This is a genomic window from Bacillus haikouensis, from assembly GCF_013179555.1.
In the GTDB taxonomy this organism is placed as follows: domain Bacteria; phylum Bacillota; class Bacilli; order Bacillales; family Bacillaceae_B; genus Rossellomorea; species Rossellomorea haikouensis_A.
In genome coordinates this window covers 1-23,433 of record NZ_JABMCR010000031.1, presented here as the reverse complement: position 1 = coordinate 23,433, position 23,433 = coordinate 1, and the positions used below count along the sequence as shown (strand labels likewise).

The following is a 23,433-nucleotide window of genomic DNA, read 5'->3' as shown; positions in this document are numbered from 1 at the left end:
TGTAGAACTGGAAAACACCGGATTGTCTTATTCAGAGACGGCCGGGCACTCATCCATGGCACAAATGATATCAAGGAAGCGAAATCCCTTTATCATCGATATTTTAGCTGACTGATTACCAAGGCCCGCCCCTCGCTGCATTAAATCGGTGAAGGACGGGCCTTGATTCATCATATCTGGATAAACATCAACATAAAATACAGTAGGCCATTGGCTCGAAGGTCTATACATCCTAGAAAAGGAGGTTTTACCATGAATGTCTGGATGGTGCTGTTGAATCTTCTGATGTTTATCGTTCTTATCGGTGTACTAATTTATTTGCAAAAAAAGAAGGTTTCGTTTTCAAAGAGGGTATTCACTGCTCTTGGTCTTGGTATTCTTTTTGGATTTGTCCTGCAGTGGCTGTATGAGGCGGGAGATGAAAACTTACTGCAGTCGATCGAGTGGTACAACATTGTCGGCAGCGGGTATATTAAGCTATTACAAATGATTGTCATGCCACTCGTATTCGTGTCTATTCTTTCTGCCTTTACTAAGTTGAAACAATCTCACAACCTTGGAAAGATTTCTGTGTTGATACTGGGGCTGCTTGTTGGTACGACTGCGGTAGCTGCTGCAGTCGGAATTGCGACTACCGCTGCATTTGATCTCGAAGCAATTCAGATTGAACAAGGTGACGCAGAAGCGGCGAGAGGGGCACAGCTGGAAGAACGTGCAGCGGCAATGGAAGGACAGAGCTACCCGCAAAAAATATTGGAACTTCTCCCTGCAAATCCGTTCTTTGATTTTACAGGCCAGCGTGCGACATCAACTATTGCAATCGTCATTTTTGCCGCATTCCTAGGCGTTGCGTATCTTGGGGTCCAGCGTAAGGAGCAGGAAGCGGCAGCGGCGTTCAAAAGGATTGTGGATTCCGTTTATGCCGTTGTCATGAGGATCGTTACATTGGTTTTGAGACTTACTCCATATGGTGTATTGGCGATAATGGCTAAAACGGTTGCGTTGAGTGACTTCGATGCGATCCTCAAGCTGGGTGAATTTGTCGGAGCATCGTATATTGCATTGATTATCATGTTCGCCATTCATTTGATCATGCTGACACTTGCAGGTTTAAACCCGCTCACGTATATGAGGAAAGTATTTCCGGTATTAACGTTTGCATTTACTTCGAGATCCAGTGCCGGAACCCTTCCGTTAAACATTCATACACAGACAAAGAAGCTTGGTGTTTCAGAAGGGATTGCTAATTTCTCTGGTTCATTCGGATTATCAATCGGCCAAAATGGATGTGCGGGGGTGTATCCTGCCATGCTTGCAGTGATGATTGCACCGACTGTCGGAATCGACCCGTTGACTCCCTCATTCATATTAACGTTGATCTTAATCGTTGCCATTTCATCTTTTGGAGTCGCCGGTGTCGGAGGCGGAGCTACATTTGCCGCCATCCTGGTCCTATCTGCCATGGACCTTCCAATTGCCCTGGCCGGTTTATTGATTTCAGTAGAACCGCTGATTGACATGGGCCGTACGGCTGTCAATGTAAGCGGGGCGATGACTTCCGGAGTTATTACCAGTAAAGTGACCGGTGAACTAGACGCAGAGACCTATAATGGTGTGCAGACTGCAGAAGACTGAGGCAAAGTACCGATGATGAGAGCAGGAGTAATTTACTAAAAATAAAGTTTACAAATCCGATTGTAAAACTTGGGTTGACATCTTTGAGAAACGTGTTATTATTTAGAATATTAAATTTAATATTTCTTATCCAGAGTGGTGGAGGGAACTGGCCCTTTGAAGCCCGGCAACCTACTTATTATGAGTAAGGTGCTAAGTCCAGCAAAATGTAACGTCATTTTGGAAGATAAGGTAACACTTACCTGAACAACCTTCCAAACTGGGAGGTTGTTTTTTAACGTTCTAACTGGATAAGACGAAGTTTGGGGGAATCATGTGGAGGATCAGAATAAAGCAGAAGCGTTTGATGAAGTAGTCGAAAATGTAAAGGCGATGCTAAAGAAGATGAAGTTCGGTTCCATCACTCTCGTGGTCCAGGATGGAAAGGTCGTACAGCTTGAGAAAAATGAAAAAGTAAGAATTAAATGAGAATGTGATGCTGACTGGATAAACCAGAGGCATTTACACAATAAAGGGGAATTTCCCTCTTTGTGTAAATGCCTCTTTTTCTTTTTACTTTAAGAAGGGGGTTAGACGTTGTTAACCTATCAAACTTGGATTCATCCATCCTGTTCTTTTGAAGTAGACGAAACTTATAAAGGTGCATTGAATGTCCTGGAGTGGGCTTACGAACATTATGGGGAAGACATTGTGTATGCCTGCAGCTTCGGAATAGAAGGAATTGTACTGATTGATCTGATTTCAAAGGTTAACCCTTCAGCTAAGATCGTCTTCCTTGATACTGATGTGCATTTTAAAGAGACATATCAAACAATCGGGAACGTCAGGAAAGCCTACCCTGATTTAACGATCATTCTGAAAAAGGCAGCAATTACATTAGAAGAACAGGCTGACGCCTATGGTGATGAATTGTGGGCAAGCAACCCGAATCAATGCTGCGAAATAAGAAAGATGCGACCCCTTATGGAGGCATTATCGGAAGGTCATGCCTGGATCTCGGGGTTGCGCAGGGAGCAGTCCGAAACGAGAAGGCACGTAAACTTCATCAATAGAGATGAAAAATTCAAATCAATAAAAATATGTCCGCTCATCCACTGGACTTGGAAAGAGATATGGAGGTACGTTCACAAACACCAGCTTCCTTATAATCCTCTCCATGATGAAGGATATCCAAGTATCGGGTGTTTCCATTGCACAGCCCCTGCCTATAACAAGAACGATTTACGGTCCGGCAGATGGGAAGGAAAGGGTAAGACCGAATGCGGTCTTCATTAAGAAAGGTACAATCAATTGCTTGAAATCTTTGCGATTTGCGTAAGTCTGTTCTTTGCCATGAATATTGGTGCAAGTGGAGCGGCTGCATCGATGGGCGTGGCATATGGAGCAGGCGCAATTCAAAACATGAGAACAACTCTGCTGATCTGTTCTTTCGGAGTATTATTGGGGGCAGTGGCGGGCGGCGGGGAAGTTGTAAAAACGATCAGTTCAGGGATCATCCCCCAGGACATCCTCACGATTAAAATTGTAGTTATTATTCTGCTATCTTCCACTCTCTCGTTGTTTCTGGCAAACCTGATCGGTATTCCGCTTTCTACAAGTGAGGTAACAGTGGGGGCGGTAGTGGGGGCAGGTGTAGCGTACCAGGTACTGTATGTGAAATCCCTGCTCATCATCATGAGTTTTTGGGTAGTGGTTCCCCTTGCAGCTTTTCTAATCACCTGGCTGAGTGTAAAAAGCTTATATCTTCTGGAGAAAAAGGGATGTAATTTTGAGAAAAACTGGCTGGGTCCGGTGCTCATTGGAACAGGATTTCTGGAAGCATTTTCTGCAGGGATGAATAATACAGCCAATGCAGTTGGTCCGCTGGTCGGCGCAGGTATTCTGTCAATAGGGAACGGAATTTGGCTTGGAGGCTTTTTTGTGGCTCTCGGTGCCGTTTTGCTTGGAAGAAGAGTAGTTGAAACGAATGGTAAGAAAATCACTCAGTTTACAAAGGTAGAAGGCATCATTATATCAAGTACAGGAGCCATCCTGGTAATGATCAGTTCCTTATATGGGCTGCCAATGCCGATTACTCAAGTCACATCATCCTCCATCATCGGACTTGGTGCAGCAAAAGGGGGGAGCAGGATGCTGAAGAAAAAAATCGTGGCAAAAATCATAAAAATCTGGGTGGTGTCGCCCCTCATTTCTCTTAGTTTGTCATATTTTCTGATCAAGCTCCTGATACAAAGTGATATTTATTCAGTCATCGTTCCAATCAGCGTAATCATCGCCACTATAGGTGCCATTTCGATAATGAAGATAATTAATGAAGAAAGAAGATCTCTTCAAGAAGAAGGCGGAGGCATTTAATAAATAAACCCACTAAATCGATAAGTTTAAGGAGGATTATGAATGAGTTTACGACCGCATGGAGGAGCTTTGATACAGGCATACAATCCCGGTGAATCATTACAGGGAATTACCCATGAAATTGAATTGGATGATATAGCATTAAGCGACTTGGAATTAATTGCAATCGGCGCATATAGTCCCATACAGGGATTTTTATCAGAAGAAGACTATAACAGTGTAGTTGAAAACATGCGTCTGCAAAGCGGTATCGTCTGGAGCATACCGATTACCCTTCCCCTCAGTAAAAGCAATAATTTGAAAATAGGGTTAAAAAGCAGACTAGTTTATAAAGGGATTACGTACGGAACCATTGAGATAAGCGGCATATATGAACCAGATAAGGAGAAGGAAGCACTTCTTGTATATGGTACCACTGACCGGAATCATCCAGGAGTGAAGAAATTATTCCAACGCGGTGATGTATATGCGGGTGGCAGGGTTACACTTCATAAACGCTTATCGAAACCATTCCCTGCCTACTCATATGACCCGTATGAAACCCGAATGGAATTTAAACAAAAAGGCTGGAAAACCATTGTCGGTTTCCAGACTCGAAACCCTGTCCACCGTGCCCACGAATATATTCAGAAAACGGCTTTGGAGACAGTGGACGGATTATTCTTAAATCCTTTGGTCGGTGAGACCAAAGCGGACGATATTCCTGCGCCTATCAGAATGAAGAGCTATGAGGTTCTGTTGAAGAACTATTATCCCGGGGATCGCGTGATGCTCGGAGTCTTCCCTGCAGCTATGAGGTATGCGGGTCCCAGGGAAGCGGTCTTTCATGCACTCGTGCGTAAAAATTATGGCTGCACTCACTTTATTGTTGGAAGGGATCATGCAGGAGTAGGGAATTATTACGGAACGTATGATGCTCAAAAAATCTTTGAGCGTTTCAGCCCGGATGAAATCGGCATCACTCCACTCCGGTTCGAACACAGCTTCTATTGTGAAAAGTGTGAGGGGATGGCGACTGCAAAAACTTGTCCGCATGAAAAAGAGGATCATGTCATCTTATCCGGTACGAAAGTAAGGGGGATGCTCCGAAACGGAGATGTGCCGCCTTCTACATTCAGCAGGCGTGAAGTAATTGATGTATTAATCAACGGATTGGCACAGGAAGTCCATTAGTAATAAGTCAGGAGGAGAAAAGATGAGTAACAGGTCTGGAAATATTGTCTGGCATGAGGCTGCTGTTAAAAAGGATTCCAGGCGAAAAGTGAATGGTCACGGAAGCTTTGTATTATGGTTCACTGGATTGTCCGCATCCGGAAAGTCATCCATCGCCAATAAGCTGGCGCACTCCCTTTTCGAAAGTGGAAAGCAGGCAGTGGTCCTGGATGGTGACAATATCCGGCATGGCTTAAACAGTGATCTGGGTTTTAATGAGGGGGATCGCAAAGAAAACATCAGAAGAATCGGAGAAGTCTCAAAATTATTTGTTGAGACTGGACAAATTGTGCTTACCGCCTTCATTTCACCTTATCGGAGTGACCGGGATCTAGTCAGGGGATTATTGGATTTGGACGAATTCATCGAAGTTTATGTTAAATGTTCTTTGGAAGAATGTGAGAAAAGAGATCCGAAGGGACTTTATCTAAAAGCTAGAAGAAATGAAATCCCACATTTTACTGGAATCAGTGCTCCATATGAAGAACCATTGGATCCGGAAATCGTACTAGATACCGAAAAAGAATCGATTGATCTATGCGTGGAGAAAGTTCTGAAAGATTTAAAGCAAAAACGTCTTATATAAGGAGAGATTGAAATGGCTTATCAAAAATCATGGTCTGAAAATGAAAAGCTGAACAAAACGGAAAAATGGAAGCTGGAGAGAGACGGTTTGGCTATTTTTGAGGATATCCCCTATTATGCCAAGCACGGTTTTTCATCTATTCCGAAAGAGGAATGGGATAAATTCAAATGGGCGGGATTATATTTGCAGCGTCCGAAAGAAGACGGATATTTCATGATGAGAGTCAACGTACCTTCCGGAGTACTTACCTATGAACAAGCAAGGGAACTTGCTTCTATAGCCAAAGAATACGGCCGGGACGTGTATGACATTACCACGCGGCAGGCCATTCAATTCCACTGGTTAAAAATTGAACAGATCCCTGACATCTTTGACCGGTTAGGGAAAGTGGGACTTTCATCGGCGGGGGCATGCGGCGATATCACACGGAATATCGTAGGGAACCCGCTTGCGGGAATTGATCCAGATGAATTATTTGATACAAGGCCTCTCGTGAAAGAAATTTATGATTTTTTTCAGCATAATGAAGATTTTTCGAATCTTCCAAGAAAATATAAAATGTCAATCAGTTCGAATGTCCACAATGCAGCAAATGCAGAGATTAACTGTGTATCCTTCACCCCGGCAAGAAAAGTGATCGATGGGAAGGAGGAAGCGGGATTCCATTTAAAGATCGGCGGGGGATTGTCTGCACGTCCGTTTCTGGCAGAAGAGCTTGATGTATTCGTCCTGCCTCACCAGGTGAAAGATACAGCCATCGCCGTCACAACGATCTTCAGGGACTTCGGATATCGCGAAAAACGTCATTTGGCACGACTGAAGTTTCTAATGGCTGACTGGGGTCCTGATAAATTCCGTGAAAAACTGGCGGAGCATGTAGACCTTTTACCCGCAGGTGAAGATGCAGTGACAGGATGGAATGCCGGGTATTTCTATGGTGTTCACCGCCAAAAGCAGGAAGGTCTGAATTACGTTGGGCTGAATGTTCCCGTCGGACGATTGAATTCTGACGAAGTGCTGGAGCTTGCCGGCATTTCAAAAAAATATGGGAACGGTGAACTAAGAAACTGCAATTCTCAAAATCTTATTATTCCCAATATACCGGATGAACATGTTGATGCTTTGCTTGAAGAAAAGATCTTCGACCGAATATCTACCAGTCCATTATCCTTTATCGGCTATTCTGTTTCCTGTACGGGCATCGAATATTGCAATCTGGCCCTTGTCGAAACGAAGGAACGGATGAGAGTGATCGCGAATGAGCTGGACAGAGACCTATCGCTCGATGTACCGGTCCGGATCCATATGGTCGGATGTCCGAATTCATGCGGGCAGCGGCAAATTGCAGATATTGGATTGCAGGGCATCAAGATGAGGACAAAGGACAAGAACATGATTGAAGCCTTTGAAATATATGTCGGCGGTACACTTCAAGATGGAGGGAAACTGAATGAAAAACTAAAAGGGAAAGTAAACGCACAGGATTTGCCTGATGTGGTGAAAGAGTTATTGCTGCATTTTAAACAAACAAAAGAACCTGGCGAATCATTCTTTGATTATATCAGCCGGACAGGGAGCTCATCTCTGCAACGATCTCTGGATGAAATGCTTCAAGAAGCATAAAAGGAGGGACTTCATGAATCTGTATCGGTTTGAAGTAACCACATCTGCATTTGTGACAAGTGTGGTAATTGCTGCGGAACAAGATGAAAAGGCATTCGATCTTGTGGAAATAGAGTTGGAAAAATACTTCTTGAAAAAACTTGATGTCCTCGATATTTCTCTTTATGAGAAACGTAGAATCAGAGGAAGCGGGGCAGGATATGTACTTCACGAACAAGAGACACTATCAAATACTTTAGGGGGAAATCGGTGATGGGTAAGGTTTACTTGGTGGGGGCGGGTCCTGGAGATCCAGAATTGATTACGCTTAAGGCTCTGAAGGCAATAGAGAAGGCAGATGTGATCCTGTATGACCGTCTCGTGAATAAGGAGCTGCTAACATATGCGAAGAAAGAGGCAGACCTGATATACTGCGGGAAACTCCCAAACTATCACACCATGAAACAGGAGACGATCAATCATTTTCTTACGAGATATGCAGCCGGCGGAAAGGAAGTCGTCAGGTTAAAAGGGGGCGATCCCTTCGTATTTGGCAGGGGCGGGGAGGAAGCCGAAGCCCTTGCCGGAAAGAATATCCCGTTCGAAATCATTCCCGGGATCACTTCTGGAATCGCTGCGGCTGCCTATGCTGGGATACCGGTCACGCACCGGGAGGCGAGTTCCTCTGTTGCTTTCGTGACGGGGCACCGCAAGAATGATCAATTAGAAGAAGAAAAGTGGGAAGGTCTATCGAAAGGGATCGATACCCTGGCCATTTATATGGGGGTAAGCAACCTTCCGTATATCAAGGGGAAGCTTCTGAAATATGGAAAAAGCAAAGACACTCCAGTAGCTCTCGTTCATTGGGGTACAACAGAAATCCAGAGAACTGTCACGGGTACACTTGAAACCATCGTTGACATTGTAAAGGAAGCAAAGATTGAAAATCCGAGTATGATCATTGTAGGGGAAGTCGTCCGTTACCGTGAAAAAATACAATGGTTTGAAGAGATGTCTGAAAAGCGGCAGATGAGCGAGGCATTATAAAATGGCTCATGCTGTATTATATGTATGCCATGGAAGCAGACTTAGAGAGGCACGTGAGGAAGCAATCAATTTTATAAATGATTGCAAGCCTCATATAGATGCAGAAATACAGGAAGTCAGTTTTCTAGAGCTTGCTGCACCTTCTATTGAAGAAGGATTTGATAAATGTGTGAATGCAGGGGCTGAACAAATTTCGGTGGTTCCTCTTTTATTATTGACAGCAACCCATTCAAAAATAGATATTCCAAAAGCCTTAAAAGCATGTTCATCTAAGCATCCATCAATACTGGTCAATTATGGAAATCCAATAGGTGTTCTCGAAAAAATGGCGGATTCCGTTATTAACCGGATCAATCAATGCACAGAAATTGATCCTGATGCCATTGCTGTTCTAATCGGGAGAGGGAGCTCAGATCCTGATGTGAAAAGAGACTTGGGAAAGATTGCTGAAATCGTTCAGAATAAAACGGATTTGAAATCCGTATGGACCTGTTTTCTAACCGCTTCAACACCGAGCTTTAAAGATACGCTTCAAAAAGCAAAGCGAACGGGAAGAAAGGTTGTGTTCATTCCTTACCTGCTCTTTACAGGCTTATTGATGAAAGGCATCGAAAAAGACATATATGATGAAAACAACTGCCTAAAGCTATGCGGTTACCTGGGAAAAGAGCCTTTGGTTGCAGAGGCATTTATCGGTCGGATTAAAGAAACGATGAAAGCGGGGGGATCCTATGCTGCCACTCATGATTGAGATGAAAGGGAGAAGAGTAACTGTGGCAGGCGGAGGGGAAATCGCGTTAAGGAAGCTGCGTGTATTTATGGAACAAGGAGCGGTTGTGAAGGTAGTGAGCCCGCAGGCAGTGGAAGGGATAAGAAAGCTTGCAGGCAGCAAAGAAATTCAGTGGAAACAAAAATCGGTTGAAAAATCCGATTTAGAGGATGCCTTTATCATACTGGCGGCAACAGATAAGCGGGAAATTAATGAATGGATTAAAGACCAGGCAACACAGAATCAGCTCGTAAGCTTAGTTGATCAAGGAAAACACAGTGATTTTCAAATGACCTCATTTACACAAAGAGGTCATTTGTCAGTCTCTGTTTCAACCAATGGTGCCAGTCCTTTTTTGGCAAAGAAACTGTGCCGTCAATTTATGGAGCAATTTAATGATGTATATATAGAGAAGTTATCCTTGATGGCGGAAAAAAGAAAGGAAATCAACGGATCTGCCATAAGCAGGGAAGAAAGGGTTATGTTGCTGAAGCAGATGGCAGACGAGGCATAGAGAGGAATCTATGCCTCTTTTGCTGTTGGCTCGGAATAGAAATCACGAACGATTTTATAATATTGATCATTAATGTTAGGAAATTCACTTTACAAGTGAAAGGTTAGGTATTATACTTACGTTAATTAATTCAATATGCATTCACTCATATAATAGCGGGGATATGGCCCGCAAGTTTCTACCGGATGACCGTAAATCTTCCGACTATGAGTGAGCAATGGATTGTCCGTATCTGTAAACGATGCGTACTTTCTTTGCCTTTATTATTCAGCCTAAAGGACATTGTCTCACTCAATTCATTGAGCAGAGTGCAATCTCCATTAGGCTTTTTTGTTTCGTAAGCGTAATGGGGACGGACTGGAGGAGTGGAAAAATGGACGCATTAAAGCAAAAAATTCATGAAGAAGGTTTAGTTCTCTCGGACTCTGTGTTAAAGGTGGATTCATTCCTTAATCATCAGGTTGATCCCCAATTGATGAAGGCAATTGGAGAAGAATTTGCTGAGAGATTTCGTCACCAGGCTATTTCGAAAGTATTGACGATCGAATCTTCTGGAATCGCACCAGGGGTTATGGCTGCTTTAGAATTGAATGTTCCTCTGATATTCGCTCGAAAGCGACAATCATTAACGTTATCAGAAGGCATACTGAGTTCAAGCGTTTATTCGTATACAAAGCAGGAGAAAAATACGATATCGATATCAGATAAATACATTGCAGAAAAGGACAACGTACTGATCATTGATGACTTTCTGGCCAATGGCCAGGCAGCTTTAGGGCTTATTGAACTGGTTCAAAAAGCTGGTGCAGATGTAGCTGGCATCGGGATTGTCATCGAGAAAGCATTCCAGGATGGAGGGGAAATTCTCCGGGAGAAAGGCTACCACGTGGAATCATTGGCAGAAATCCTTTCTCTGGAGGGGAAAAATATCACATTTAAGGATCAAGACAAAGAGGAGGTTCACAGCATATGAAAAATGCATCTTTAGGCATTCAACATGTATTGGCCATGTATGCTGGAGCGGTCATTGTCCCGCTGATTGTAGGCGGAGCTCTTGGGTTGACTGGCCAACAGCTTACGTATCTCGTTTCAATTGATATTTTCATGTGCGGGATTGCGACCATCCTGCAAGTTTGGAAGAACAGATTTTTCGGCATAGGACTTCCAGTCGTATTGGGATGCACCTTTACTGCAGTAGGTCCAATGATTGCCATCGGCGGTCAATACGGGATTTCAGCCATTTATGGTTCTATTCTGGTATCCGGTGTGTTTGTGTTAGTAATCAGTAAATATTTCGGTAGGCTGGTTCGGTTTTTCCCGCCTGTTGTAACGGGTTCGGTGGTCACAATTATCGGTATCACACTGATTCCAGTGGCCATGAATAATATGGCCGGCGGTGAAGGAAGCGCTGATTTTGGTTCTTTGACCAATCTCTCGCTTGCTTTTGGAACATTATTCATTATCCTCTTTCTTTATAAGTTTTTCACCGGCTTCATTCGTTCCGTGTCCATATTGGCAGGACTTGTGATCGGTACTGTCATTGCCTATATGATGGGAATGGTCAACTTCAATGCGGTAGGTGAAGCTGCATGGTTCCATATGGTCCAGCCATTTTACTTCGGTATGCCGACATTTGAAATTTCCGCTATCCTAACGATGATTCTGGTCGCTATGGTCAGTCTTGTTGAATCAACAGGTGTATATTTTGCCCTATCGGATATTTGTAAAAAAGAAGTATCTGAAAAAGATTTGGCGAGAGGTTATCGTGCTGAAGGACTCGCCATTGTTCTTGGGGGAATTTTCAACGCATTCCCTTACACCACATATTCACAGAATGTAGGCTTGATTCAATTGTCTGGAGTGAAAAAGAATCAAATCATTTATTTGACTGGGATATTCCTGATCATCCTCGGATTGCTGCCAAAAATCGGGGCGTTAACAACGATCATCCCTTCACCTGTTCTTGGCGGCGCCATGGTGGCAATGTTCGGAATGGTCATCGCTTACGGAATCAAAATGTTAAGCAGAGTGGACTTTTCATCTCAAGAAAATCTATTGATCATCGCTTGTTCTGTCGGTATGGGATTGGGTGTAACAGCAGTACCCGAACTATTCTCCAAGATGCCATCCGGGATTCAAATTTTGACGGAAAATGGGATTGTAGCGGGAAGCGTGACAGCAATACTGTTGAACTTATTCTTTAATGTCGCAAGAAAACGGGAAACGCGCGTTGTTTTAGAAGAGCAACAGGCGTCTTAGATCCTTAATGTAATTTGAAAGCAAACTTTCTTATCAAAACGTATTCATTATGATAAATCATAGGTTAAAGCCCAAAGGATATCATTTCCTTTGGGCTTTTTTATATGTACTATTGATCATTTTTTCATGTTCTTTAGTGATTATGGATGGTGAATGGAGTGGAAGACGCAGAACCCTCCGGGAAAAGCGGTTTATGCGAAACTTGTCCAGCCAACTCCGGCAGTCCATTGCTGAAAGCGGAATTGGGACGTAAGCCAACAAAGAATAGGTATTCAGGAAACTTTACATAATAGGTGATTTCTGGCGAGTTGGGCTCTTTTCCATGACATTATCTTCATGCATGTACAAATACTCATGATCCTTTGAAAATATTGATTCTTCAATACTAATTCGCTGCATTTTCTGTTTGAAAATAGGAAAATATCCCTTTTTAATCCAATTATCATTGTAATATTCCGTAATTAAATTTATAATATTAAGAAAAATTAAACAATTTTTCCTATGAAAGGGGGATAAATGATGAATATTTACATGTCAGTGGATATGGAAGGCATTACAGGTTTAGTGGACCATACCCATGTGGATCAAGGCAAACATAATTATGAACGAGCGAGAGCCATCATGACGGCAGAAACGAATGCTGTAGTCGAGTCAGCGTTTGACAATGGATGCCGTGAGGTTTTAGTCAATGACAGTCATTCACAGATGAACAATCTGTTGATTGAAATGCTGCACCCTGAGACGAGATTAATTTCCGGTGGAGTGAAACCATATTCAATGGTTCAAGGGCTGGATGATACGTTCCAAGGTGCATTTTTTGTTGGCTATCATGCCAGGGCTTCCATGAAGGGGGTGATGTCGCATTCGATGATTTTCGGTGTCCGAAATATGTACATCAACGATAAGGCGATAGGCGAAATGGGATTCAATGCCTATGTTGCAGGTTACTACGGTGTTCCTGTCCTGCTGGTTGCAGGCGATGATCAGGCAGCACTCGAAGCAGAGAGTCTCATTCCAAATGTGACGACTGCTGTTGTAAAGGAAACGATTTCCCGCTCTGTGGCAAAGAGTCTGACCCCGGCAAAGTCTCACGCTTTATTAAAGGCGAAAACGGAACAAGCATTGCTTAATCGTAATAATGTAAAACCGCTCATACCGCCAGATAACCCTGAACTAAGGATTGAATTTGCCAATTATGGACAGGCAGAATGGGCAAGTATCATGCCCGGTACTGTACACGAGCCAGGCACAACGACTGTCAGGTTTCAAGCAATGGATATTTTGGATGCTTACAGGTCGATGGTTGTCATGACTGAACTTGCGATGAAAACAACATTCTGTTAGAAAGTGTGAGAACTGATGGGTACATATTTATTCAAACGGCTATTGGCGATGGTCATCACGTTGTGGCTGATTGTTACATTGACTTTTTTCCTGATGCATGCCATTCCGGGATCTCCATTTAACGAAGAAAGAAATACAAGTGAAATGGTACAGAAAAACCTGGAAGCGCATTATCATCTTGATGAACCTTTGTTGGTTCAATACGCTCTTTATTTAAAATCTCTTGTTACATTGGATTTCGGTCCTTCCATTACACAACCTTCCCAAACAGTGAATGATTTGTTGGGAAGAGGATTTCCGATCTCTTTCGAATTAGGAATGATCACTCTCTTCATCGCGGTGCTGTCTGGAATCGTTTTGGGAATATTAGCCGCACTAAAGCATAACCGTTTGATCGATTATATGGCGATGACATTTGCTGTATTGGGTATTTCGATCCCTAACTTTGTCATGGCAACGATGTTGATTCAGCAGGTTGCCGTTAATTGGGAGATACTTCCTGTGGCCACCTGGACAAGCTGGAAGCATATGATTCTGCCGACGCTTGCACTGGCAACCGGACCGATGGCGATCATTGCACGCTTGACCCGTTCCAGTATGTTGGAAGTCCTCACCCAGGATTATATACGGACGGCAAGAGCGAAGGGACTGTCGCCAGTAAAGATTGTTGTGAAGCACGCTTTGCGAAATGCACTTCTTCCAGTGGTCACTGTGCTCGGTACGCTTGCAGCAGGGATTCTGACTGGTACATTTGTAATCGAACAAATATTCGCCATCCCGGGAATGGGCAAGTATTTCGTTGAGAGCATCAATCAGCGTGACTATCCGGTTATTATGGGAACGACTGTTTTCTATAGTGCGTTTTTGATTGTGATGCTGTTTCTAGTGGATCTTGCATACGGATTTCTTGACCCAAGAATTAAGCTGCATAAGAAGGAGGCGAAATAATGGGTGCACCGAAACATCATGAACCGAACAGTTCTCCCGATGTCTTAGATGAATGGTTTACACCAAAGCAGAAGAAACGGGAAGACGCTGAAGCAGTTGTGAGACCAAGCCTCTCCTATTGGCAGGATGCATGGCTGCGTCTCCTCAAAAATAAATTGGCGATGATGGGATTCATTTTCCTGTCGGTTTTGATCACCATGGCTGTCATCGGCCCCATTATCTCGCCTCACGATGTCACGAAGCAAACACTTGCGAGTCAGAATCTGCCTCCTTCCAGTCAGCATTGGTTCGGTACGGATGATTTAGGCAGGGACGTGTTTACCCGCACTTGGTACGGGGCACGCATCTCTCTGTTTGTAGGATTCATGGCCGCACTGATCGACTTTGTCATCGGAATCATTTATGGGGGCATCGCCGGCTATAAGGGGGGTAAAACGGATAATGCGATGATGCGTATCGTCGAAATATTATACGGACTCCCCTATTTACTTGTAGTCATATTATTAATGGTAGTAATGGGGCCAGGATTATCGACCATTATTGTGGCATTAACTGTTACAGGATGGATCGGGATGGCCAGGATCGTACGGGGCCAGGTGCTCCAAATTAAAAATTACGAATTCATCCTGGCGTCAAAAACATTTGGTACGAAAACGGCAAGGATCATCCGCAAGAACCTGCTGCCGAATACGATGGGACCGATCATTGTCCAAATGACACTGACGGTACCAAGTGCCATTTTCGCAGAAGCATTCCTGAGCTTTCTTGGGCTGGGGATCCAGGCACCGTATGCCAGCTGGGGCGTCATGGCCAATGATGGGCTATCCACGATTCTATCAGGCTACTGGTGGCGATTATTCTTCCCTGCTTTATTTATATCATTGACAATGTTTTCGTTTAACGTATTGGGTGATGGGCTTCAGGATGCTCTTGACCCTAAGCTGAGGAGGTAATCATCATGAAAGACAGTGTATTATCCGTTCAGGATCTCCATGTATCCTTTACCACTTACGGAGGAGAGGTAAAAGCCGTACGCGGAGTAAGTTTTCATTTGCAGAAGGGAGAAACACTAGCCATTGTCGGGGAATCCGGCTGCGGTAAGAGTGTTACCTCCCAAAGTGTCATGAGGCTCATACCTAATCCTCCCGGCAGGATTACAAATGGATCCATCATGTTTAACGGCAGGGACCTGCTGCAATTATCTGAGAAAGAAATGAGGGGTGTGCGCGGTGCAGATATCTCTATGATCTTTCAGGATCCGATGACTGCCTTGAACCCGACGCTGACCATTGGAGAGCAGATCATGGAAGGTATCCTTCAGCATGAAGCGATTTCGAAGAAGGAAGCATCGGTGAAAGCCGTCGAAATGCTTACTCTCGTGGGTATACCGCATCCCGTGGAACGATTGAAGCAGTATCCCCACCAATTCAGCGGCGGGATGAGACAACGGATTGTGATTGCCATGGCTCTGGTCTGTCAGCCGGATGTCCTTATAGCGGACGAACCGACGACTGCTCTTGACGTAACGATTCAAGCTCAAATCCTGGAACTCTTCAAAGAGGTCCAGCGTAAAACAGGCGTCTCCATCATTTTGATCACACATGACTTAGGAGTCGTGGCACAGGTTGCAGACCGGATCGCTGTTATGTATGCGGGCAAAATCGTCGAAGAAGGAACGAGAAGAGAAATCTTCTATACGCCTCAACACCCCTATACCCAGGGGCTATTGAAGTCGGTTCCGAGACTGGATCTCGATGGAGCGGATTTGACACCGATTGCGGGATCTCCGCCTGATTTATTTTCACCTCCGGCCGCTTGTCCATTTGCTGCCCGATGTGATAAGGCGATGGAAGTATGCGACCGCGTCTATCCGATGAAGACAAAGCTTTCAAGTGACCACCACGTTGATTGCTGGCTGCAGGACCCGCGTGCGAAATCGAAGCTTTCAACTATCATTTTAACGATAAGCTGATAGTCTGATAGAAATAACAAAGAGGGGGAGAATCATGAAAAAGGTTTTATCAGTATGTTTAACCGGTTTACTTTTATTTGTACTGGCAGCATGTACAGCAACAAAAGATGCAGGCAGCGACTCAAGCAGCAAAGATGGGAAAGACAGCGGGGAAAAGGTGCTGCACCTGAACAACGGGGCCGAACCGACCTCATTTGATCCGCCAATCGGGTTTGATTCGTATTCCTGGACTGCACTGAACAATTTAATGGAAGGTCTGACCCGCTTAAACGCTGATCATGAGCCTGAAGGTGCCATGGCTGAGAAATGGGATGTTTCAGAAGATGGGAAAGTGTATACGTTCCATCTTCGTGATAATGCCAAATGGTCAAACGGTGATGATGTAACCGCAGGAGATTTTGTTTTTGCATGGAAACGACTGTTAGATCCTGAAACTGGATCGCCTGCTGCTTTCCTTGGTTATTTCATTGAAGGCGGAGAAGCTTTCAATAATGGAGAAGGATCAGCTGATGAAGTGAAGGTCAAGGCTGTTGATGAGAAAACATTTGAAGTGACATTGACCAGCCCGCAAGCTTATTTCTTAAGCGTCATTTCAAACCCTGCCTTCTTCCCTATCAATGAAAATGTGGCAAAGGAAAACCCGGAATGGTTTGCAGAAGCTGACACATTCGTAGCGAATGGACCATTCAAATTAGCTGAATGGGAGCATGACAGCCATTTCGTGATGGAAAAGAATGATCAATATTGGGATGCAGATTCCGTGAAGCTGGACAAAGTGCACTGGGCAATGGTAAATGATTCGAATACTGACTATCAGCTGTATAAAACCGGGGAGCTGGATACAGCGGATGTTCCTGCAGACTTAAGTAAACAACTGTTTGAAGAAGGTAAAGTAAATGTAGAAGACCAGGCGGGAACATACTTCTACCGCTTTAATTTAGAAAAGGAACCGTTCCAGAACAAGAACATCCGAAAAGCATTCGCGATGGCAGTCGATCAGCTGCAAATGGTTGATTTTGTTACGAAAAACAAAGAAAAGCCTGCGTATGGATTTGTTTCAAGCGGGTTCAAAGATTCATCCGGGAACGATTTCCGTGAAACAAGCGGTGACCTGGTTCAGACAAATATCGAAGAAGCAAAAGCATTGTTGGAGAAAGGCATGGAAGAAGAGGGATACGAAACCCTTCCTGAAGTTACTTTAACTTACAGTACAAGTGATACTCATCAAAAAATCGCAGAAGCACTTCAGCAAATGTTCAAAGAGAATCTGGATGTAGACGTGAAATTAGCCAATATGGAATGGAATGTATTCCAGGACGAGCAAAAGGCTTTGAAATTCCAATTATCACGAAGCTCTTTCATTGCTGATTATGGCGATCCAATCAACTTCCTGGAAAATTTCCAAACGGGGCATTCAATGAATCGTACCGCATGGAGTAATGAAGAATATGACAGCTTAATCAAGCAGGCTAAGAATGAAGCAGACGAAGCGAAACGCTTTGAATTGATGTATAAAGCTGAAAAGATCTTAATGGAAGATATGCCGATTATCCCAATCCACTTCTATAACTATGTGTATTTACAAAACGAGGATGTATCCGGTATCGTTCGTCACCCCGTAGGGTACATGGAATTAAAATGGGCAGATAAAAAATAAACTAGAGAAATTCGGAGTGGAGAAGATTCTAAATTTAGGGTCTCCTCCCTCTTTTTCTACTAAAGGGGCGGATAGATATGGCAGTGAAACCTTTAATGCTGAAACGCGGCGACACCGTCGGGATTATTGCTCCTGCGAGCCCTCCGAAACAAGAATTACTAGGTAATGCACTATCGTTTCTGGAGGAATCAGGATTAGCGGTTAAAATCGGGTCCAGCGTTTATCGGCAGCATGGTTATTTGGCCGGAATGGATGAAGAACGGATAGATGATATACATACGATGTTTCTTGATCAGGAGATAAAAGCAATTATTTGCGCCTGCGGAGGTTACGGAACAGGACGGATTGTATCTAAATTGAACTATGATCTAATAAAAAATAATCCAAAAATCGTTTGGGGATACAGTGATATAACCTTTCTGCATACGGCAATACATCAGAAAACGGGTCTTGTCACTTTTCATGGGCCGATGCTGAGTTCAGACATAGGGTTAAAGGATGTTCATGAATTAACCAAAAAGTCATTTAAGCAGCTATTCAAACAGGGGCCGCTTGAATTTACGTCTAAGCACTCGACCCTTCATACACTTGTGGAAGGCATGGCAAGCGGTCCTGTAATAGGAGGGAATCTTACACTGTTAGTAACTACACTGGGGACAGAATATGAGGTGAACACAAAAGGAAAGATTCTTTTCATCGAAGATGTTGATGAAGAACCGTATAAAGTTGACCGCATGCTGAATCAGCTGAAGATGGCGGGGAAATTCAATGATGCGGCAGGAATCATCATCGGCGACTTCAAAAACTGTGTACCTGATAAGAGGAAGGAGTCGCTGACTCTGGATCAATTGTTTGTAGATCATGTAATACCTGCGAATAAACCGACTATGAGAGGATTCCAGATTGGTCACTCCTCCCCTTGCCTCGGCATTCCGATCGGTTCAGTGGCAAATATGAATACAAAGGAACAAACACTCATTGTCGAAAGCGGCATAAGGGAAGAGGATGAAGCCTGATGGAAATTGTACAGATTGAGACTTTTCGTGTAGCTGTACCTTTGCATACCCCATTCAAAACGGCTCTGCGAACGGTATATACAGCAGAAGCAATCGGGGTGAAAATGATCTGTGACAACGGAATCACCGGCTGGGGGGAAGCCCCTCCGACCCTCGTGATCACGGGTGACAGCCTGCAAAGCATTGAATCTGCCATACTGGAGGTCTTACGGCCGGCATTAGTCGGAAAATCTCTATTAAACCATGAATCTATTTTCCAGAACATGCATAAGCTCCTCATAGGAAATTATAGTGCAAAAGCTGCCGTTGATATGGCAATTTATGATTGCCTTGCACAGCATAGCAGGCTGCCGCTCTATCAGTATCTCGGAGGATACCGGAACATGCTTGAAACAGATTATACCGTCAGTGTGAACAGCCCGGCGGAAATGGCGGAAGATGCCTTGCTGTACAATGCGAAAGGCTTTGACGTTCTGAAGATAAAAGTGGGAAAGGATGAGATCGATACAGACATCAAACGCATTCAGGCGATTCGCAGGGTGATTGATGATTCGATAAAGATCCGCCTCGATGCAAACCAGGGGTGGGAAGCCAAAGCGGCTGTCCGGGCAATCCGGAAGATGGAAGACCTGGGCCTGAATATCGAATTGGTTGAACAGCCAGTACCAGCACATGATTTAGAAGGATTGAAAAAAGTAACCGACAATGTCGATACGCTCATTATGGCCGATGAAAGTGTGTTCAGCCCTCAGCAGGCATTTCAGGTATTGAAAACACGAAGTGCCGACCTTATCAATATCAAGTTGATGAAAGCAGGCGGAATCTATCAGGCGCAAAAGATCAACAACTTGGCAGAAATATGCGGAGTAGAATGCATGGTGGGCAGCATGATCGAAACGCGTCTTGGCATTACTGCTGCTGTACATTTTGCAGCAAGCAAGAAGAATATCACGAGGTATGACTTCGATGCACCATTGATGCTTTCTGACGACCTCGTGTCAGGTGGTATTCGGTATCACGGGAAATCCATCACCATACCTGACTCTCCGGGTCTCGGAGTCAAGACGGTGCAAATTCATTAATGTAAACGGAGGTATACATATGAGTGAAAAAGCTGCAGTCAATGTACCGGTAGCAACTATTTGGACATCACCTGATTCAGCACGCTCCCTGGATGCGTACGCTGTATCCAATCCAGTAGACATAAACAAATGGCTGGACTCTTTAACACATGAAACAAGACTTGCTCTATGTGATGAGAATCGCATCCAGTCACAGGCATTATTCGGTCAGGAGGTATTGATCCTCGAAGAAAAGGAAGGCTGGTCGCATGTGATCGTCCTTGATCAAGCCTCTTCCAAAGATGAACGCGGCTATCCGGGATGGGTTCCCTCTCAACAGATAAGCAGGAAAGCTTCTAGTTCAGAAACGAATTCTTTCGCCATTGTTAAAAGCGAATTCGCTGAGTTATTAACAGAAGAAAATGTAAAGGAACTGGAGTTAAGTTTTCTAACCTCTCTAACTATTGAAAAAGAAGAGGATCAACGAATCGCTGTGTACACTCCCTTAGGAATTAAGTATGTTAAACGAGAGAACGTATACATCTCCACTAGGGCTGTAGAAGATCGATTGGGTAATGGAAAAGATATTGTGACAGCGGGGAAAGCATTCCTGAATCTTCCTTATTTATGGGGAGGTATGAGCAGCTACGGGTTCGATTGTTCAGGATTCAGCTATTCCATGTGTAAGGCCAATGGATATCTTATCCCACGAGACGCAGGAGACCAGGCTAAGAAAGGAGAAAACGTTCCTTTTGATGAACTGAGAGCTGGTGACCTTCTGTTTTTCGCTTATGAAGAAGGGAAAGGGAGCATTCACCATGTGGGCATTTATTGCGGAGACGGCAAGATGATCCACTCACCGAATACCGGAAAGACAATTGAAATCATCACACTTAAAGGGACTTATTATGAAAAAGAGCTCTGTGCAGCAAGGCGCTACTGGCGGGAGACGGGGGATGGATCATGACAAAGGAAATGCTGCTGGAAGTAAATGGGCTGAAGAAGTATTTCTCCCTGGAGAAAGGAAAAACACTTAAAGCAGTGGACGGTGTATCCTTTGAAATATTTAAAGGTGAAACATTTGGACTGGTTGGGGAATCGGGATGTGGAAAGTCTACAACCGGCAGAACGATTATCGGACTGTATGAAGCAACAGAGGGAGAAGTGTTGTATAGCGGACAAGATGTTCACTCTTTAACAGAAAAAGAAAAGCGTGCGTTTTACAGCAAGATGCAGATGATTTTCCAGGATCCGTACGCATCGCTGAATCCCAGGTCGACAGTACGTGAAATCATTGCAGAGCCCATGGAGGTACATGGTTTATATAAGGATAAAAAGAAACAGCTGGAGCGGATTTATCAGCTTCTTGAAGACGTCGGTCTAAACCGGGATCACGCGAACAGGTATCCTCATGAGTTCAGCGGCGGCCAGCGGCAGCGGATCGGGATTGCCAGGGCACTTGCTCTGAATCCCGAATTCATCATTGCAGATGAACCGATTTCTGCTTTGGACGTATCCGTGCAGGCACAGATCGTCAATCTATTGAAAAAATTGCAGGATGAAAAGGGATTGACATTCCTTTTCATCGCCCATGATCTCTCAATGGTCAAACATATCAGTAACAGGATCGCTGTCATGTACCTGGGGCATATCGTTGAGTTGACTGATAGCAATGAATTATACAAAAAGCCTCTCCATCCATATTCCCAAGCGCTCCTTTCAGCCATCCCCATCCCTGATCCGGATGTTGAAGATGAACGTGAAAGGATGATACTGAAGGGGGAGATCCCAAGCGCAATGAATCCTCCCAGCGGCTGCGTATTCCGTACCAGATGCCCGGCAGTAATGGAAGCCTGTGCCTCTGTTATGCCAAGGTGGCATGAAGTTGAGAAGAACCACTATGTAGCATGTCATCTGTATGATAAAACAATACGTCAAGATCATGATGAAGTGGCTGTCACTAAGTAATGGGCAGTATCAGTAAGAAGACAAGTATTTTAGAGCAGAAGATTTATAGATTGATTAAGGAAAATCATGGGAGGGTCAGTTTGTCCATTGAACTGTCAGATCACGTTATCAATCATCATTCTGAACAACCGTATTCAGCAGCCAGCTTGATCAAACTGCCCATTTTACTTGAAGGATTTCGTCAGATACAGGAGGGTAAGTTGGACCCGGATGAGGCCATATCTGTCTCTCAAGTTGAAAAAGTGGGAGGGGCAGGTGTCCTCAGCCATTTATCAATACGTTCAGAAGTTACTATCCTCGATCTGCTCACGCTTATGATCCTCGTGTCTGATAACACGGCAGCCAATCTCTTGATCGATCGCATGGGGATAATATCAATCAATGATTTGTGTAAGCGTCTGGGACTGAAAGAAACCCAATTAAACCGTAAACTGATGGATTTCAAAGCACTTCAATCAGGAATTGATAATCATATATCCGCTTTCGACGCACGTACCTGCATAAAGGCTATTGATAAGGATGAAATGTTTCATGCACATAGCAGGGAGTCGATGCTCCGGATACTTCACAATCAGCAATTCTGCCACAAGCTCCCTGCAAAGATAAACCGCGATCTAATCTTTTCAGCAAATAAAACGGGTGAGCTTCCCGGAGTGGAACACGACTGTGCAATTTTCCGTTATAAAGGTGAGACGATTTATGCAGCAGTTTTAATTGATGAATTGACGGATCAGACAGCAGGAAGTGAGGTATTGGTGAGGATCGGCAGCTTCCTGAATGCGTATATGGAAGGTTGAAAGAAAAAGAGAAAAGCCATTTCTCTCTTTGTAGAAACGGCTTTTCTCTTTTTTGGCATCAACAAGTTAACAACATGTTGTAGTTTGACTAGGTGTCATCGGGAGTTTACAATGAAAATATATTCATTCATCAAAAAAGAAAGGGGAATGCTACATGAAATCTGGAGGTAATAAGTTCTTTGTTGCAAAAGCGGATGAAGTTGAAGTATGTGTAAGGACGCAAATGTCTGAAATATTCGCAGATGGCTTCATCCAATGGCTTGGTTATTTTTCCAAAGATAAAAACATCATTGCAAAGGCATTTGCCCACATGTTTGTATTAGATCAATTTTATGTAGCTATAGAAAATGATAAAGTTGCAGGACTAGCGGCATGTACGGACGGGAAAACGTTATCTGTAAGTTTAAATAAGAAAGAGCTGAGAAAGCACTTAGGATTCTTTAAAGGAAGCATGGCCGGGCTCTTTTTAAAGAAGGAATTTGAATCCCCATATGAAAATTTCCCTCCAAATACAGGCTCGATTGAATTTGTTGGAACAGCTGCTGAATTCAGAGGACATGGAGCAGCAACTCAAATCATCCGGCATATTTTCGAAAATACACCGTACAGCGATTACGTTATTGAAGAGGTTGCCGATACGAATACTCCGGCAATGAATTTATATAAAAAATTGGGTTTTGAGGAGTATAAA

At 43.9% G+C, this 23,433-nt stretch carries 24 protein-coding genes, 1 pseudogene and 2 riboswitches; all 25 genes and pseudogenes read left to right on the top strand.

From position 1 onward, the window contains the following. Nucleotides 1-111 (top strand): annotated as a pseudogene (locus HP456_RS24990) (thiamine biosynthesis protein MoeB); the annotation flags it as partial. A gap of 153 nt (nucleotides 112-264) precedes the next feature. Next, on the top strand, nucleotides 265-1,635 hold the full coding sequence (locus tag HP456_RS05160) for an L-cystine transporter (RefSeq protein ID WP_376766193.1): 1,371 nt from the start codon (nucleotides 265-267) through the stop codon (nucleotides 1,633-1,635). Nucleotides 1,636-1,758: 123 nt separating this feature from the next. Further along, nucleotides 1,759-1,868: riboswitch (SAM riboswitch) on the top strand. 82 nt (nucleotides 1,869-1,950) lie between these two features. Further along, on the top strand, nucleotides 1,951-2,103 hold the full coding sequence (locus HP456_RS24825) for a YezD family protein (RefSeq protein ID WP_172248939.1): 153 nt from the start codon (nucleotides 1,951-1,953) through the stop codon (nucleotides 2,101-2,103). A gap of 108 nt (nucleotides 2,104-2,211) precedes the next feature. Beyond that, nucleotides 2,212-2,910: a phosphoadenylyl-sulfate reductase gene (locus tag HP456_RS05150; RefSeq protein ID WP_172248938.1), complete on the top strand. Its 699-nt coding sequence runs from the start codon at nucleotides 2,212-2,214 to the stop codon at nucleotides 2,908-2,910. A gap of 15 nt (nucleotides 2,911-2,925) precedes the next feature. Continuing rightward, nucleotides 2,926-3,990 (top strand): sulfate permease, encoded by a 1,065-nt coding sequence (cysP, locus tag HP456_RS05145; protein WP_512698732.1) that lies wholly within the window; start codon nucleotides 2,926-2,928, stop codon nucleotides 3,988-3,990. Nucleotides 3,991-4,032: 42 nt separating this feature from the next. Then, nucleotides 4,033-5,163 carry a sulfate adenylyltransferase gene (gene sat / locus HP456_RS05140; protein WP_172248937.1) on the top strand — a complete coding sequence of 377 codons (1,131 nt, stop codon included), beginning with the start codon at nucleotides 4,033-4,035 and terminating at the stop codon, nucleotides 5,161-5,163. 22 nt (nucleotides 5,164-5,185) lie between these two features. Next, entirely contained in the window at nucleotides 5,186-5,788 is a 603-nt protein-coding gene (cysC, locus tag HP456_RS05135; RefSeq protein ID WP_172248936.1) for an adenylyl-sulfate kinase, read from the top strand. A 12-nt stretch (nucleotides 5,789-5,800) separates the two neighbouring features. Next, on the top strand, nucleotides 5,801-7,411 hold the full coding sequence (locus HP456_RS05130) for a nitrite/sulfite reductase (RefSeq protein WP_172248935.1): 1,611 nt from the start codon (nucleotides 5,801-5,803) through the stop codon (nucleotides 7,409-7,411). Between the two features lie 13 nt (nucleotides 7,412-7,424). Next, nucleotides 7,425-7,664 (top strand): DUF3906 family protein, encoded by a 240-nt coding sequence (locus HP456_RS05125; protein ID WP_172248934.1) that lies wholly within the window; start codon nucleotides 7,425-7,427, stop codon nucleotides 7,662-7,664. Further along, nucleotides 7,664-8,437, top strand: a complete 774-nt coding sequence (cobA, locus tag HP456_RS05120; protein ID WP_172248933.1) for a uroporphyrinogen-III C-methyltransferase — start codon at nucleotides 7,664-7,666, stop codon at nucleotides 8,435-8,437. The genes HP456_RS05125 and cobA overlap by 1 nt, the downstream gene beginning before the upstream one ends. Before the next feature lies 1 nt (nucleotide 8,438). Beyond that, a complete protein-coding gene (locus tag HP456_RS05115; protein WP_172248932.1) occupies nucleotides 8,439-9,188 on the top strand; it encodes a sirohydrochlorin chelatase in 750 nt (249 codons plus the stop codon). Continuing rightward, nucleotides 9,169-9,720 (top strand): precorrin-2 dehydrogenase/sirohydrochlorin ferrochelatase family protein, encoded by a 552-nt coding sequence (locus tag HP456_RS05110; RefSeq protein WP_172248931.1) that lies wholly within the window; start codon nucleotides 9,169-9,171, stop codon nucleotides 9,718-9,720. The genes HP456_RS05115 and HP456_RS05110 overlap by 20 nt, the downstream gene beginning before the upstream one ends. 125 nt (nucleotides 9,721-9,845) lie before the next feature. Next, nucleotides 9,846-9,947, top strand: a riboswitch (purine riboswitch). A gap of 146 nt (nucleotides 9,948-10,093) precedes the next feature. After that, a complete protein-coding gene (locus HP456_RS05105) occupies nucleotides 10,094-10,693 on the top strand; it encodes a xanthine phosphoribosyltransferase (RefSeq protein ID WP_172248930.1) in 600 nt (199 codons plus the stop codon). Beyond that, complete coding sequence (locus tag HP456_RS05100; protein ID WP_172248929.1) at nucleotides 10,690-11,979, top strand: nucleobase:cation symporter-2 family protein; 1,290 nt, start codon at nucleotides 10,690-10,692, stop codon at nucleotides 11,977-11,979. Before HP456_RS05105 ends, HP456_RS05100 begins: the two co-directional genes overlap by 4 nt. Before the next feature lie 519 nt (nucleotides 11,980-12,498). Then, nucleotides 12,499-13,323, top strand: a complete 825-nt coding sequence (gene dppA / locus HP456_RS05095) for a D-aminopeptidase DppA (protein WP_172248941.1) — start codon at nucleotides 12,499-12,501, stop codon at nucleotides 13,321-13,323. 15 nt (nucleotides 13,324-13,338) lie between these two features. Next, on the top strand, nucleotides 13,339-14,271 hold the full coding sequence (locus tag HP456_RS05090; protein WP_172248928.1) for an ABC transporter permease: 933 nt from the start codon (nucleotides 13,339-13,341) through the stop codon (nucleotides 14,269-14,271). Further along, the gene (locus tag HP456_RS05085) at nucleotides 14,271-15,224 is read left to right on the top strand and encodes an ABC transporter permease (protein WP_172248927.1); all 954 of its coding nucleotides are present in this window, start codon (nucleotides 14,271-14,273) and stop codon (nucleotides 15,222-15,224) included. Before HP456_RS05090 ends, HP456_RS05085 begins: the two co-directional genes overlap by 1 nt. A gap of 5 nt (nucleotides 15,225-15,229) precedes the next feature. Beyond that, the gene (locus tag HP456_RS05080) at nucleotides 15,230-16,243 is read left to right on the top strand and encodes an ABC transporter ATP-binding protein (protein ID WP_172248926.1); all 1,014 of its coding nucleotides are present in this window, start codon (nucleotides 15,230-15,232) and stop codon (nucleotides 16,241-16,243) included. Nucleotides 16,244-16,277: 34 nt separating this feature from the next. Further along, on the top strand, nucleotides 16,278-17,900 hold the full coding sequence (locus tag HP456_RS05075; RefSeq protein WP_172248925.1) for a peptide ABC transporter substrate-binding protein: 1,623 nt from the start codon (nucleotides 16,278-16,280) through the stop codon (nucleotides 17,898-17,900). A gap of 77 nt (nucleotides 17,901-17,977) precedes the next feature. Further along, on the top strand, nucleotides 17,978-18,916 hold the full coding sequence (locus HP456_RS05070; RefSeq protein WP_172248924.1) for a S66 peptidase family protein: 939 nt from the start codon (nucleotides 17,978-17,980) through the stop codon (nucleotides 18,914-18,916). Further along, the gene (locus HP456_RS05065) at nucleotides 18,916-19,998 is read left to right on the top strand and encodes a dipeptide epimerase (RefSeq protein WP_172248923.1); all 1,083 of its coding nucleotides are present in this window, start codon (nucleotides 18,916-18,918) and stop codon (nucleotides 19,996-19,998) included. The genes HP456_RS05070 and HP456_RS05065 overlap by 1 nt, the downstream gene beginning before the upstream one ends. A 19-nt stretch (nucleotides 19,999-20,017) precedes the next feature. Next, nucleotides 20,018-20,944, top strand: coding sequence for a C40 family peptidase (locus HP456_RS05060; protein ID WP_172248922.1), 927 nt, complete (start codon nucleotides 20,018-20,020; stop codon nucleotides 20,942-20,944). Continuing rightward, nucleotides 20,941-21,945 carry an ABC transporter ATP-binding protein gene (locus HP456_RS05055; RefSeq protein WP_172248921.1) on the top strand — a complete coding sequence of 335 codons (1,005 nt, stop codon included), beginning with the start codon at nucleotides 20,941-20,943 and terminating at the stop codon, nucleotides 21,943-21,945. The genes HP456_RS05060 and HP456_RS05055 overlap by 4 nt, the downstream gene beginning before the upstream one ends. Further along, nucleotides 21,945-22,742: a serine hydrolase gene (locus HP456_RS05050; RefSeq protein WP_512698731.1), complete on the top strand. Its 798-nt coding sequence runs from the start codon at nucleotides 21,945-21,947 to the stop codon at nucleotides 22,740-22,742. Before HP456_RS05055 ends, HP456_RS05050 begins: the two co-directional genes overlap by 1 nt. A 154-nt stretch (nucleotides 22,743-22,896) precedes the next feature. Then, on the top strand, nucleotides 22,897-23,433 hold a 537-nt coding region (locus HP456_RS05045), incomplete at its 3' end, for a GNAT family N-acetyltransferase (protein ID WP_172248919.1).